At 38.6% G+C, this 14,462-nt stretch carries 12 protein-coding genes; 8 read left to right on the top strand and 4 right to left on the bottom strand.

The genetic code is table 11. The features are described from left to right. The first annotated feature begins 33 nt into the window (after positions 1 to 33). From NSQ41_RS16805 to NSQ41_RS16795, 3 genes are all read left to right on the top strand, one after another. The gene (locus tag NSQ41_RS16805) at positions 34 to 1,767 is read left to right on the top strand and encodes an ABC transporter ATP-binding protein (RefSeq protein WP_339210411.1); all 1,734 of its coding nucleotides are present in this window, start codon (positions 34 to 36) and stop codon (positions 1,765 to 1,767) included. Next, a complete protein-coding gene (locus tag NSQ41_RS16800) occupies positions 1,748 to 3,568 on the top strand; it encodes an ABC transporter ATP-binding protein (protein WP_339210410.1) in 1,821 nt (606 codons plus the stop codon). Before NSQ41_RS16805 ends, NSQ41_RS16800 begins: the two co-directional genes overlap by 20 nt. Positions 3,569 to 3,648: 80 nt before the next feature. Beyond that, positions 3,649 to 4,503 (top strand): Cof-type HAD-IIB family hydrolase, encoded by an 855-nt coding sequence (locus NSQ41_RS16795; RefSeq protein WP_327848567.1) that lies wholly within the window; start codon positions 3,649 to 3,651, stop codon positions 4,501 to 4,503. 220 nt (positions 4,504 to 4,723) lie between these two features. Here the strand turns inward: NSQ41_RS16795 and NSQ41_RS16790 are convergent, their stop codons facing one another. After that, positions 4,724 to 5,200 carry an N-acetyltransferase gene (locus NSQ41_RS16790; RefSeq protein WP_339210408.1) on the bottom strand — a complete coding sequence of 159 codons (477 nt, stop codon included), beginning with the start codon at positions 5,198 to 5,200 and terminating at the stop codon, positions 4,724 to 4,726. A gap of 382 nt (positions 5,201 to 5,582) precedes the next feature. Between NSQ41_RS16790 and NSQ41_RS16785 the strand changes: the two genes are divergently transcribed. The 4 genes from NSQ41_RS16785 (at position 5,583) to NSQ41_RS16770 (ending at position 9,348) form a co-directional block, all read left to right on the top strand. Further along, a complete protein-coding gene (locus NSQ41_RS16785) occupies positions 5,583 to 6,536 on the top strand; it encodes an ABC transporter permease (RefSeq protein WP_339197568.1) in 954 nt (317 codons plus the stop codon). Next, the gene (locus tag NSQ41_RS16780) at positions 6,526 to 7,476 is read left to right on the top strand and encodes an iron chelate uptake ABC transporter family permease subunit (RefSeq protein WP_144598386.1); all 951 of its coding nucleotides are present in this window, start codon (positions 6,526 to 6,528) and stop codon (positions 7,474 to 7,476) included. Before NSQ41_RS16785 ends, NSQ41_RS16780 begins: the two co-directional genes overlap by 11 nt. After that, positions 7,470 to 8,228 (top strand): ABC transporter ATP-binding protein, encoded by a 759-nt coding sequence (locus tag NSQ41_RS16775; RefSeq protein WP_327848569.1) that lies wholly within the window; start codon positions 7,470 to 7,472, stop codon positions 8,226 to 8,228. The genes NSQ41_RS16780 and NSQ41_RS16775 overlap by 7 nt, the downstream gene beginning before the upstream one ends. Positions 8,229 to 8,391: 163 nt before the next feature. After that, entirely contained in the window at positions 8,392 to 9,348 is a 957-nt protein-coding gene (locus tag NSQ41_RS16770) for a siderophore ABC transporter substrate-binding protein (protein WP_327848570.1), read from the top strand. A 493-nt stretch (positions 9,349 to 9,841) separates the two neighbouring features. Here NSQ41_RS16770 and NSQ41_RS16765 read toward each other — a convergent pair whose 3' ends face one another. From NSQ41_RS16765 to NSQ41_RS16755, 3 genes are all read right to left on the bottom strand, one after another. After that, positions 9,842 to 10,912: a hypothetical protein gene (locus NSQ41_RS16765; RefSeq protein ID WP_094244449.1), complete on the bottom strand. Its 1,071-nt coding sequence runs from the start codon at positions 10,910 to 10,912 to the stop codon at positions 9,842 to 9,844. A 3-nt stretch (positions 10,913 to 10,915) separates the two neighbouring features. Beyond that, complete coding sequence (locus NSQ41_RS16760) at positions 10,916 to 11,581, bottom strand: YiiX/YebB-like N1pC/P60 family cysteine hydrolase (protein ID WP_094244450.1); 666 nt, start codon at positions 11,579 to 11,581, stop codon at positions 10,916 to 10,918. A 279-nt stretch (positions 11,582 to 11,860) separates the two neighbouring features. Beyond that, entirely contained in the window at positions 11,861 to 13,234 is a 1,374-nt protein-coding gene (locus NSQ41_RS16755; RefSeq protein ID WP_044899598.1) for an IS1380-like element ISGsp2 family transposase, read from the bottom strand. A 424-nt stretch (positions 13,235 to 13,658) separates the two neighbouring features. On the opposite strand from NSQ41_RS16755, the gene NSQ41_RS16750 reads away from it, so the two are divergent. Beyond that, positions 13,659 to 14,459: a uroporphyrinogen-III synthase gene (locus NSQ41_RS16750; protein WP_339210407.1), complete on the top strand. Its 801-nt coding sequence runs from the start codon at positions 13,659 to 13,661 to the stop codon at positions 14,457 to 14,459. Positions 14,460 to 14,462 lie beyond the last annotated feature (3 nt).

Genomic DNA, 14,462 nt, shown 5'->3' with positions numbered 1-14,462 from the left:
TAGTTTCGTTCATACTTTTTGGAGGCTATGCTTATGAAAGAAGTGGCGTCTTTCTTAAAACCGTACCGCTTGGCGGTTGTTATTGCTCTTGCTCTCATGTTAACCGAGCTGACAGTGGAGCTTGTCCAGCCTTTGTTTATGGCAAAAATTGTAGATGATGGAATTTTGAAAAGGGATTTATCAGCTGTCGTCCATTGGGGGCTGGTGATGGTTGGTGTATCGGCTCTTGCCTTTGCAGCAGGCATCATTAATTCATTTTTTGCGGCGCATGTCAGCCAGAGCTTTGGATTTGATATTAGAAAAGTTCTTTTTGGGAAAATTCAAACCTTTTCTTTTGCGAACTATAATCAATTTTCCAATTCATCTTTCATTACAAGGATGACAAATGATGTCTCCCAAGTGCAAAACACAATTTTTATGGGACTTCGGATTATGCTGCGTGCTCCATTGTTGGTGATCGGCGGCGCGGTTATGGCTCTAGCAGTAAATTTTACATTATCCTTCATTCTCATCGTCATTCTTCCGTGCCTTATCTTTTTTCTTTTATGGGTGATGAAAAGAGCAGGATCGATGTTTCGAATCGTGCAAGAAAAGCTGGATACGGTGAATAAAGTCATACAGGAAAACTTGACGAATATGCGCTTAATCAAAGCTTTTTTGCGAAATGACTATGAAGTTAATCGCTTTCAGGAGGCGAACAAAGATTTAAAAGACCAAACAATTTTCGTGCTCCGCTTTATGGAAATCATGCAGCCTGTCTTGCTTTTTGTAATGAATGTAAGCATTTTAATTATTTTATGGGCGGCTCATGCTGGACCAAGTGAGGCAAAAGTAGGTGAAGTCGTTGCGATCGTCAATTATTCAACGAGGATCATTTCTGTTTTATCTATGCTGTCTTTTATTGTCTCTGGTTTTTCAAGGGCAAAAGCCTCCAGCTTAAGGATTTCGGAGGTGCTTCAAACAGAAGTAAAATTGACTGATGAGCTTGCCGAATCAAGTCATCAAATAAAAGAGGGAAAAATTGAATTTCGATCGGTGTCCTTTGCATACCCGGATTCAGCCGTTAAGGTGCTTGATGATGTATCGTTTACGGTAAATGCTGGAGAAACTATGGCGGTGATGGGGGCTACCGGCTCCGGCAAATCGACTCTTCTTAATTTAATTCCGCGATTATACGACTTAGAAAAAGGAGCCGTTTATATTGACGGTTTCGATATACGTACGATCAAGCTTGAGCATTTAAGAAGGTCAATTGGGATGGTTCCGCAAGAATCGCTGTTATTCACTGGAACGGTAAAAGATAATATTTTATGGGGAAAAGAAGATGCTACTATGGAAGAAATCATTGCTGCTGCAAAGGATGCCCAAATACATGATACGATTTTAAAGCTACCTCATGGATATGATACCCTTATCAGCCAAAAAGGCGTGAATCTTTCCGGAGGGCAAAAGCAGCGAATTTCGATTGCCAGAGCGCTTGTCCGAAAGCCAAAAATATTGCTGCTTGATGACAGCACGAGTGCTTTAGACTTAAAGACGGAAAGAAAACTGCTTCAAGCATTGATGAAATATCCATGTACGACCTTGATCATTACGCAAAAAATTGCAACAGCGATGGCGGCTGATCAAATTTTGCTACTAGAAAACGGAAAGGTGCTTGCGAAAGGAAGGCATGATGAATTAATACGCAGCGTTCCACTTTACCAAAAAATCTATGAATCACAATATGGAAAGGATGGCATCCGTCATGCTCAAAAGTCTTATTGAACCTTTCCGATATGAAAAACTAAAGCTGACAAATCAGTCAAAAGTGAAGAAAAGCTCTTCAAAAGTTAAAGACTGGAAAGGAACATTAAAAAGAATTTGGGGATATATGTCAGATCAAAAGGTTTTGTTTTTTTTCGTTTTGCTCATGGTTTTTATTAGCACAGTTTTAACAATCCTTGGGCCTTTTTTAGTAGGGAAAGGGATCGACATTTATATTGTAGAAAAAAGCGGAAATCACTTTTTCTTTTTTTTCGCCGTTCTTGTTTTGATCTATGCATTGCATTCCCTTTCCATTTGGCTGCAAAACATATGGATGATCAAAGTGGCGCAAAATACTGTGTATAAAATGAGATCCGATCTATTTCGCCAGTTTCACCTTCTTCCCATTTCTTTTTTTGATCAGAAAAAAACGGGAGAGCTGATGAGCCGAATGACCAATGATGTTGAAAACGTCAGCTCGACATTAAACAGCTCAGTGATTCAAATCTCATCCAGTGTTCTTACATTAATTGGTGTTATTTCTGTTATGTTATGGATGAGCCCTTTTTTAACAATCATCACCTTAATAGTTGTTCCTTTATTGGTTGTAGGTATGAAATGGATTACCCGGCGGACTGGACAATTGTTTAAAGAGCAGCAGCGAAGTTTAGGAGAACTGAATGGATACATTGAAGAAACCATCACTGGTCAGCGAATTGTCAAAACTTTTTCACAAGAGAACCGGGTTATGCATGAGTTTTTAGAAAAAAATGAAAGGCTGCGGAGATCTTCATTTTGGGCTCAGACGATTTCCGGTTTTATCCCAAAGCTTATGCACGTATTAAACAATTTAAGTTTTACATTGATTGCAGGGTTCGGTGGAATCTTTGCTCTAAAAGGGTGGATAACCATCGGAACGATTGTTGTTTTTGCGGAGTACGCCAGGCAGTTTACACGGCCTTTAAATGATCTTGCCAATCAATTTAATACATTATTATCTGCGGTTGCCGGTGCAGAGCGGGTATTTGATTTGCTCGATGAGCAGGCAGAGGAAGCCGATTTTGGAGAATATGTACAATCCGCAAATATAAAAGGAGACATTGTGTTTGATCGAGTATCTTTTTCATACGGGGAAGAGAGACAAACGATAAAAAATATTAGCTTTCATGTTTCTCCGGGAGAAACAGTTGCCCTTGTCGGTGCCACCGGCGCCGGAAAAACAACGATCATCAATTTACTGGCACGCTTTTATGAAGTAAATGAAGGGAGAATTTTGATAGATGGAAAGGATATTTCCAAATTAAGACGGAGTGAACTTCGTCAAGCAATGGGGTTTGTATTGCAGGATCCTTTTTTGTTTCACACGACAATTCGTGAAAATATCCGATACGGAAGATTGGATGCAACAGATGAGGAAGTGGAGGAAGCGGCAAAGCTAGCAAATGCTCATTCATTTATTAAAAACCTGCCTGATCAATATGATACAATCATTAACGAAGGTGGAACGAGCATCAGTCAAGGTCAAAAACAACTTCTTTCAATTGCGAGGGCGATTTTAAAAAATCCGTCCATTTTATTGCTGGATGAAGCGACAAGCAGCATTGACACTGTAACAGAATTAAAGATTCAAGAAGCGCTGGAGAGGCTGATGAAGGGGAGAACAAGCTTTGTGATCGCTCATCGGCTGAATACGATTAAAAAAGCAGATCAAATATTTGTTATCCAGGATGGCCGCATTGTGGAAAAAGGATCTCATGATGAATTGCTGGAAAAAGAAGGATTTTATTTTGATTTAGTCACAAACCAGCTAAACCGCAATTAAAAACGAAAGACATGTTGTCAGAAATAAAGGATCATATATAATGAATATAATCACTTTACTTTGTTAAAAGGGGAAACAGTATGAAATTAGTAGCTATTGATTTAGACGGGACATTGCTATCTTCCAATTTATCCATATCAGAAGAAAATCTTACAGCTATTCGGGAAGCACAAAATGAGGGAAATATCATCATGATTTGCTCCGGCAGGGCGCCTGAGAGTATTCGTGAACTGCTGGACGAATATGATTTGGCATGTCCATTTGCAGCAAGCAATGGAACAGTTGTCGTAATCGAAGGAGAAAAGCCGAAATACATTTCAATGAACAAACAAAACATGTTGGAAGCAGCCGAAATTTTGGAGAGTTATGGTGTGCCGTATAAACTTTATACAAATGATGGTATTTGGATGCCGGAAGACTGGAGCGCCAAAGTTCGCTCTGCTCTGCAGTCGAATCCGGAGCTGGCAAAATGTTTGCTTGAATCTGAGTACAAACAGTTTATCGAGCAGCCAAAAAGGACCGACAATAATCGATACTTTCGTCATATACAAGATGTTATAAACCGCGGTGATTTATCGGTCCAAAAGTTTTTTATTTTGCAATTTAATCAACATACTAGAAAAGAAATTATGGAACAATTAGAAAACATTGCTGGGATTGCGGTTACGACATCAGGTGACTACAACATTGAAATAATGGATGAAAAGGGAAATAAAGGATACGGATTAAAAGCTGTTGCCAAGCACTACAATATCCCATTGGAACAAACGATTGCGATTGGTGATAATTTCAATGACGTTCCAATGCTGGAAGCTGCAGGGCTTTCCGTTGCAATGGGGAATGCCGAGCCTGAGGTGAAAGAAATGTGCGATATCGTGACGAGGACAAACGATGAACACGGTGTCGCCCATGCTATTCGACAATTTGTGCTGTAAATGGTTTATGGATGCAAAGGGGTGTCTAATAAGTCGTTTTTACGGCTTATTGACGCCCCCTTTAATGTTTTAGAAACGTTGATATATCGACGTTTATAATTTTTTGTTTACGATAGGGATTTGACTTTCTGGATAGCTCCTTTCATTTTATTTACTATTGAAAACTGCGGCGGTGCGGCTTCTTTGAGGCGGGCAATAAAAAAGTGTGATGAAATTATTTTTATTGTTTCGCTAGTTCTGTCTGCCATACTTTTTTTAACATAGCTGTTTCGTCACACGATGGAAGTTTCGGACAATTGATGCAATCCTTCCACATTTTTTGCGGGAGAGATTGCTTGTCAACGATATCGAATCCTAATTTGGTAAAAAACTCGATTTGATACGTTAAGGCAATCAAATTTTCAATTTCCAACCTGTTTGTTTCATAAATGATTTGTTTTACGAGCTCTTTTCCGATGCCTTTGCCGGTATGGGCAGGGTCAACGGCCAGCGAGCGGATTTCAGCCAAATCTTTGTCTAAAATATGCAAGCTGGCAACGCCAGCCACTGCTCCGCCTTCATCTGCAACATAAAAATTTTGTAAATTTTCATAAATAGATGCGTACGTTCTGCTGAGCAGCTTTCCTTCCAATGCATAATGTTTAATTAATTGATAGATGGCATCTGTATCGCTCATAGTCGCTCTTCGAATGTGCATGTATACTCCCTCATTTAATCGAATGAATAATTATAAGTAAAATAAAATATTTATTCATATATAATATCGGTATGAACATTATTTTGTCAATAAAAAAACCAAACAATTTATAATTATGCAAGTTCATCAAATCTTTAAACATTTTCTGTAAGTAAAATTTTGGCAGGAGAAAATATTTGATAAGAGGATTTTACTACATGGAAGCTAGCATTCAATGAAATTTATGGTAAAAAATGATGTTTATAAGAGAGGTTTAATCTTCTTCATCCATCAAATTGTGGACAAATTCAGACATTTTTCTTAATTTATTGAAAATGAGTCTTATTCTTATTATAATTGATAACGAATCTCATTATTAATTTATTACGGAAAGAGTTAAAAAATGAAAAAACGATATTTGATCATTGCTCTCATTATTCTTTCAATTGCATCGATTTTTATCGGGGTAAAAGATATTAAACCAACTGATTTATTCAATTTGACAGATGAACAAATACAAATTTTGATCATCAGCAGAATTCCGCGTGTCATTAGCATTATTATTGCAGGAACGAGCATAAGCATTGCCGGTCTTATTATGCAGCAGCTGAGCAGAAACAAGTTCGTTTCCCCAACTACGGCAGGAACGATGGATTCCGCCAGATTGGGGATTTTAGTTGCGATCATGGTTTTTGCAGACGCTAGTCCGATTCAAAAAATGATTGTTGCATTTGCTTTTGCACTTTTAGGAACATTTATCTTTATGAAAATATTGGAGAAAATCAAATATAAAGATACTATTTTTGTTCCTCTAGTCGGGCTGATGTTCGGCAACATCATTGGATCTATCACTACTTTTTTTGCATACAAAAATAATTTGATTCAAAATGTTTCCTCATGGCTGGAAGGAGATTTTTCGTTAATTTTAAAAGGTCAATATGAATTATTGTACGTCAGCATTCCTTTTGTATTAATTGCATACTTGTATGCGAATCAATTCACTGTCGCTGGAATGGGAGAGGAATTTTCGAAAAATTTAGGCTTGAATTATAAACAAGTTGTCAATATCGGACTTGTTATCGTAGCTTTGATCACTTCATCTGTTGTATTGACGGTTGGAACCATTCCGTTTCTAGGTCTTGTCGTTCCGAATATTGTCGCTATATACAATGGAGACCATTTGAAAAAGAATTTGATTCATACCGCTTTGCTCGGTGCTGTTTTCGTTATGTTTTGCGATATTTTAGGGCGAATCATTATATATCCGTACGAAATCTCGATCAGCTTAACCGTCGGTGTCATCGGCAGTGCCATTTTTGTTTACTTACTTATGAGGAGAAAAGCATATGGGTTATAGAGCGAAAATAACATCTCTTCTAGTGGTCGCAGTCCTTTTAATTATCACCTTTTTGTTCATCGACCTCGGCAAAAATTGGGATTATGCATTGCCGCGCCGTTCGGTGAAGATGCTGGCGGTTATTATTACAAGTGTAGCAATCGGTTTTTCAACGTTAGTATTTCAAACGATTACAAACAACAGAATTTTAACTCCGAGCATTTTAGGTTTAGATTCTTTATATATGCTTTTGCAAACCATGCTTGTCTTTTTATTTGGTTCAACACATGTTGCGATGATCGATAAAAATATTAACTTTGCGCTTTCCTTGTGCTTTATGATGCTGTTTGCACTGATCTTTTACAAATTCCTTCTTCGAGGCGAAGGCCAAGACATTTATTTTCTTCTTCTGATTGGACTGATATTCGGAACATTATTTAACAGCTTGACTTCTTTTATGCAAGTGCTGATAGATCCTAACGAATTTCTAATTGTGCAGGACAGAATGTTTGCTAGCATCAATAACGTGAATACGGATTTGCTGTACTTGTCGATTGCCGTTATGCTGCTGGTGGGTCTTTATTCACTGAAATATGCCAAATATTTAGATGTGCTGGCACTTGGAAGGGAGCATGCGATTAATCTCGGCATTGATTACGATTATGTTGTCAAAAGGCTTTTGATCATTGTGGCTGTTTTCGTTTCGATTTCGACAGCTTTAACCGGTCCGATGACGTTTTTAGGCCTTCTCGTGATTAACGTGGCAAGGGAATTTTTAAACACATATAAACATAGTGTTTTAACGATCGGAACCGTTCTTTTTTCCATCATTGCGTTGGTTGGCGGTCAGCTATTGGTCGAAAGAGTGTTTACATTTTCAACTACGTTAAGTGTTGTCATTAATTTTGTTGGAGGGGTTTATTTTATTTATCTTCTATTAAAGGAGAATCGATCATGGTAGAAGTAAAAAATGTTTCAAAACAGTACGGAAACAAATTTGTAGTAAAAGGCGTCTCGCTGAAAATTCCGAAACAAAAAATCACAGCCTTCATCGGCCCAAACGGAGCTGGGAAAAGCACGCTGCTATCAATGATCAGCCGATTAATAAAAAAAGATGAAGGAGAAATCTTGATTGACGGAAAAGAAATTGGCGCATGCAAAAGCAACGATTTGGCGAAAAAAATTTCGATCTTAAAGCAATCAAACCACATTAATCTTCGCTTAACAGTCAGGGAACTGGTCTCTTTCGGCAGATTTCCGTATTCAAGCGGAAGATTAACAAAAGAAGATCAAAGGCATGTGGATGAAGCGATCCGTTACATGGGGCTTGAAGAGATTGAACATAAATTTCTTGATCAATTGAGCGGAGGCCAAAAGCAGCGGGCTTTTATCGCTATGGTGATCGCGCAGGATACCGAATATATTTTGCTTGATGAGCCATTGAACAATTTAGATATGAAGCACTCTGTGCAAATTATGAAAATGCTAAGAAAACTTGTCGATGAACTTGGAAAAACAATTGTCATTGTACTGCACGATATCAATTTTGCATCGGTGTATGCCGATTATGTGGTTGCAATGAAAGATGGAGAACTCGTACACGTCGGGCCAACTGATCGAGTCATAGATCGTTCTGTCTTAAAAGACGTATATGATATGGATATAAACATCCAGCAAATAAACAATTGCAAAATATGTGTGTACTTTTCTTAAAGGGTAGTATTGATGGAGGCATTTTGATAAACATCTCAGCAGAAGGAAGAGCTGTCAGCTCTTCCTTACAAAGAATTCGAAATGATAATGATTTTCTTATTCAATTGCGAGATGTTTAAAGAATTGCCGACATCATTTAAAAAATATACAGGGGGTAATTTTTATGAAAAAGTTTTTAGTTTTTCTCATTGCTTCTTTGATGGTTTTTGTTGTTGCAGCTTGCGGCTCGAACGGAGCAACTAGCGGCGAAGGTGAAAAAAATGACACGAAACAGGAGTCAGAAGAACTGACGATTAAGCATCAGCTTGGCGAAACAAAAGTGAAGAAAAATCCAGAAAAAGTCGTCGTTTTTGATTTTGGTGCTCTTGACACATTGGATAAGCTTGGCGTTGAAGTGGTAGGTGTACCGAAGGATAACCTTCCATCCTATTTAAAAGACAAATACAGTGACGATAAATATGAAAATGTCGGCGGTTTAAAAGAACCGGATTTTGAAAAAATCAGTTCGATTGAGCCTGATTTGATCATTATTTCCGGAAGACAATCAGAGGTTTATGAAGAGTTTGAGAAAATTGCACCAACCATCTTTATGGGTGTTGATACAACGAAATATTTAGAGTCATTCCATGAAAATGTGAAAACACTTGGAGAAATTTTCGGTAAAGAAGAGGAAGCTGAAAAAGAACTGGCAGCAATCGATGAATCGATTAAAAAGCTAAAAGAAAAAGCAGAAGCGTCTGGAAAAAATGCATTAGTTATTTTAGCCAATGAAGGGAAAGTCAGCGCATATGGACCGAAATCTAGATTTGGACTCATCCATGATGAATTTGGAATTAAAGCTGTAGATGAAAACATTGAGGTTTCTACACACGGACAAAGCATTTCATTTGAATATATTGTTGAAAAAAATCCTGATTACTTATTTGTGGTAGACCGCGGTGCTGCAGTAGGCGGCCAATCATCTGCAAAACAAACAGTAGAAAATGAATTAGTGAAAAAGACAAATGCCTACAAAAACGGCAATATTGTGTACTTAGATCCTAACTACTGGTATTTATCCGGCGGCGGATTGATTTCGGTTGCTGAAATGGTGAAAGAAGTGGATAATGTGATCCAATAATTTTTCAAAAGGGAGCTGAAAACAGCTCTCTTTTTTCATATGCGCCCGGGCATAGGTGTAATCTCTAGGGTGAAAGTCCCGAGCTGTAAAGACAAAAGTAGCAGTTAGCTTAACGCAAGGGTGTCCGTGGTGATGTGGAATCTGAAGGAAGCGGGCAGCAAACTTAGGGTGTCTCTCGAAACACGAACTTCATATGAGGCTAGTTGCCATTGGATGAAACAAAGTCCTTTCTGTCGAAGATGGTACAGAGTAAATGAAGCAGACAGGTGGAAGGAAAGACTGCACCCTTACCCAGGGAGGTATGACCGACATGTCGAATTGATTAGTATGTGCTTGAACGTCTCAACCTTTTCCATAAAAGAAACAGACGCAAGAAACACATACATATGCTGAAAGTCATAGACGAGGTCAACATTTGATTATGAAACTCGCAAGTTAGACACCGTAAGAAGGCATTACAAAAAGCCAATACCTTGCTACATAGTATTGGCTTTTAATCATTGATGAAAAATGAAGTGAACAGACTCTCATCTCCTTCTAATTTAAATTCTTTTTCTTTTTTGAAGTTATCAAGATTATAAATTTGTATCTTTGTACCGTCTGATGTAATAAATTGATCTTCATGAATATATGAAACATAGTTTTCAATTTCTGTAGTAAATACATCAATTTTAGAAGAATTTAAATGAAGTTTCGCAATTTTCTTTTCCGTAGGTTCTCGTTGTATATCTCCTTGTGTGATAAAGATATGATCTTTGTGTACATGCATATCACTCAAGGATTTGAACGGAAGGGTAATCTTTTCAATTTTCTTGTTCTTCAAGTTTATTTTTATTAATTCATTTGACTGATTGTCTTTTCCATCTGATGTTTTTACTAGGAAAAGATCGTTGTCAACGAGCTCCATATCTGATGAATACATCATATCGTTTATTTTTATTGTTTCAATTAAAGATAAATCTTTTTTATTGATTACATTGATAATACCGTAAATATCATCTGGATTGGAGTGTATAAAGGTTAATACATATAATTTATCTGAATGTTCAATCATATGAATGGCTTGCCCCTTGAGCTCAGTGGATGCGACCTGTTTTCCTGTTGCTATATTTGTTTTGGCAAGCTCAGAGGAAGTGAGATCTCCCCCAGACATATAAGCAAACTCCTCATCAACAGTCCAAACTGTGGGAGCAATGTCGTCTTCGTTAGGAATTTCTTTGATCTGCAAATTACTTTTATTTAACTCTAATATAAATTCATTGGTGTTGTGTTTAGATTGTGGATTAGCGTAATATACTTTATTATTCATATGAATAGGTCTTTCCATAAAAGCTCCAAGAGGCATTCCTCTGTATTTCGTTTTATGTTTTGAAAGAAACTTTCCTTTTTCATTGTACAGGTGTATAACTGCTTTCTCAAACATATCTGTATAAATCACTGCATATTTGTAATCTTCGATGTTTTTTGTTTCCGTTGAGAAGCATCCTTGTAAAAAGATCATGGAGGATAACAAACAGATAAAGATCATTTTGTATCTGTTTGTTATCGTTTTAAAAAGGTTCATTTGTTAAACTCCTTTAGTATAAATGATATACGTGTGAGAAGAGTTAACTAAATCAATTGGAAATACGATTCCTCCGCTATGATTTAAGTTTAAACCTGTAGTATACTTATATGCTTCATATACTAATTGCGAACAATAAAATTTTTTTGTAGTGTTGATATTCGTAAATTCCCAATTATAAGGTTTTCCTTTGTGTGAATACGCTCTGTCTGCAGCTTTTGCATCTTGAGCGACAGTTGTTCCCTTTGTCGTTACCGCATAAACAGTTTTATATTTTGTATTCCAATTATTTTTGAATGTTTTCACTCCTTCTTTTGGGAAAGATTCAACTGTTGATGTTTCTGAGTATATGATTCCTGCATGCCCTACTAGAGAACCAAATTTTCCATCTTTAGTTACTAATATAACTCCTTTTCTTTTTGGATATGATGCTGCTGCTAACGCTTGAAAATTATTAGCTTTAAAATTATAAGCTGATGAATTTTTATCAGGTTGAACTAGTTCTGGGTCAGATTCGATCTCTTTCTCCACCCTTTCAAAAGTTTCTAACTGTTGTTGGACTATGTCCTCAGAAGAAGTAGAATTTGCATGAGATACAGCTGGCAAAATTACCGATAACATGCATAAGGACAAGACTGTACTCAATACTTTTCCAATTTTCTTTATCATTAATTCTCCTCCTCTGTTAATAAAGTATTAGGAAAAAATTCCTTTTCATTTTCATTATATATTAAACTTAACCTGAATCCGTGATGAATTGAAATCGACTTTGATTTTGTTGTAATTTTGATGGATTGATAATCCATAAAACCCCTTTTATGCTTATGACCTATGTCATCTCTATTTCCGAAAATGGAACAAATCTCTTTTTTAGGTATACGAACCAAAAAAAATAGACAAAAAAGCACAGGGAGTGACGTTGGACATCAGTGCCCGAACATTCGTTCGTTATCTTGCCTCTCTCCATTTCTGATAGACGTTCAGTAGGGGCTCGCTATAGCCACTCCTTCGCGTCAGTTTCATCCAGATCTGTCGTGATCGACGGACGAGTCGCCCTGCCATCGTGATCACCGTCTGAATAATCGTCTTGATGCGGCGGCGTTTCACTTTGTGGTGCAACGGATGTCTCGGATCGCTTAATAGATCTTGTCCAATCAGACGAAGAAGATTGTAAACGAAGGCTCCCATGACCAACACGAGCGCATTCGTTTTCATCTTCCCAGATGGAAGCCGCTCTAAATCTAAGTCGCTCTTCAGTTCGCTATGAAACTGTTCGCATGTCGCATGGTCATGATACAACGCGAGCACATCGCTCATTCGAACATGCTCGTATCCTTTGAGCCGCACCCAATAGCTTTCCACTTCATAATCAGGAACGAGCATCAGCTGTCCATTGCGTTCCATCGTCCGTTCCGTCACTTGGGTGACTTGAACGTACGTATACGTGTTTCCATCGATCGCTGCCTTCTGTGGAAGGCATAGCTCATAGGTTTGTACTCCTTCGCTTTGTCCATCATCGACACGTTTGCCCTTTTGCGAAGCGATCTGGAACCAAAGCGCTTTCGATTCTCGGCGTAAGTTTCGCTTGATGACAAAGTCCACGTCTTCCTTTAGGCATACGTGCACATTCGCTTCTGCATCGTTTCCTGCATCCATGCGAACAAGCAGACGAGATGAAGTCAGTTGACGAGCTCGACGGATAGCGGTGACTAAAAACGAGGGCATGTTGTCTTGCACATGTTGTTTCCCTGGACGCAACTCGGCATGAACGAGATACCCTTCCTTCCCTGCATACGCAAACAACGGTGTAAAACCGTCAAATCCTTTATACGTTCGACTGACTCCTTCTTTTTTCGTATCGGAGTTGTCAAATGGGGAACCATCTATATCAAGGGGAAGCCATGTCGTCTTTCCTTTGGTCCAACAAGGGGACAAAGTGGCATGTCGTTGAATCAACAGACGTATGGACTCCTCCCAAAGAATCGTTTCGGTCATCGGAAGACAAGCGAGCTGATCGAGTCGTTGTCGCAAGGTTGGAGAGGAAGGCACGTGCTGAATCCCCATCGATGCCGAAAAGATATCGTCCTGACGATACGCTTCGATATGATCGAAATCCGTTTTTCCTGTGGCAAGCAAGCCAATCATCGAGCGAATGACATCGCTATGGGAAATGTGCACTTCTCGACGAACCGTTGGAAGCCGAAGTGCGTTTACCCGTTTATCCAGTTTCGTTCGATGGAGTAAGTAGCCAACGAGAGCAAGCCCAGCACTTGGGGTAATCGCTTCATCTGTCAATACAAACCGAATCGGGAAATCTTTCATCACATCACCTACTTGATGAAGAATCGTCAACGTCGTTTTCCCTTATCGTATCAACGGTTTGCGACCATTGTAAAGATGTTTTGTCACGGATTCAGGCTTAACTTTTTTCAACTTAAATTTGGTAAATTAGTAAAATATTTCTTATAAATAGAATAATAGATGAACATAGAAAATGGAGATCCTTTTTGCAGATAAAGTTAGCCAAAAACAACACCGGTACTTATTAATGCAGAAAGCCAGGTGTGCTTTTCCTATAATCCCGTCTACCGCTAACATACAAAAACATTGAAATTCCATAACGGTAGCTCTAACTCTACTTCCATAAAAAAGTTGCCCACAAATACTTGACTCAAACTTTTTCATTTGAAAATAAGGGATGAACGGAGTATTTATAGTATGATAGAGAAAAAGGGGGAAGAAAGGCATGGGAAATTTACATGGGAAGCGGATCGCCATCACAGGCTCTCGAAAGAGCGAGGAAATTTCCACGTTAATTCGTAAAAAAGGAGGGGAGCCTGTTATTCGAGCCATTCAAGAAACAATAAAATGCTCTCCTTCGGAATTGGAGACTGATCTTCGAAGCATTGTTGAAAAAGGGACTGACTGGGCTGTGTTTACGACAGGAATAGGGACGAACGCTCTGTTGGAAGCGGCAGAAAAGATCGGCATTTTGGATTCATTTATAAACGTTTTAAAAGAAGCAAAAATAGCTGCCCGCGGCTATAAAACGAAAGCGGCTCTTAAACAAATCGGCATTCAGCCGGATGCTGCCGATGATGACGGAACGAATGACGGGCTGCTTCGGGCTATTGAAGGATTTTCTTTTAAAGACAAGCATGTTTTTTTACAATTGCATGGAGAACCGGTGCCAAAGCTTTCAGAATGGTTTGAAAAGCACGGAGCGATTTTGCATGAAATTTTGCCATACCGCTCCATTGTACCTAATCCTGAGACCGTCGAGCAGCTGCTGGATGAAATAATCGAGAATAAGCTGAATGCTGTTGCGTTTACAGCAGCCCCGCAAGTAAGAGTGCTTTTCAAATTGGCTGAAAAAAAAGGAGCAACATCCGACCTTATAAAGGCATTTCAACAAAATGTTGTGGCAGCAGCCGTCGGCAAAGTAACTGCTGGAGAATTGAAGGATTATGGGGTGCAGCGCATCGTGGCTCCAGAGCTGGAGCGGATGGGGGCGATGATTGTCGCTTTGGATGAGTATTTCCAATGATGT

Source organism: Aeribacillus sp. FSL K6-8210 (assembly GCF_037963925.1).
GTDB classification, from domain to species: domain Bacteria; phylum Bacillota; class Bacilli; order Bacillales; family Aeribacillaceae; genus Aeribacillus; species Aeribacillus composti.
Note: the sequence above shows the minus strand (reverse complement) of the source record. Positions and strands in the feature narration are given on the sequence as shown.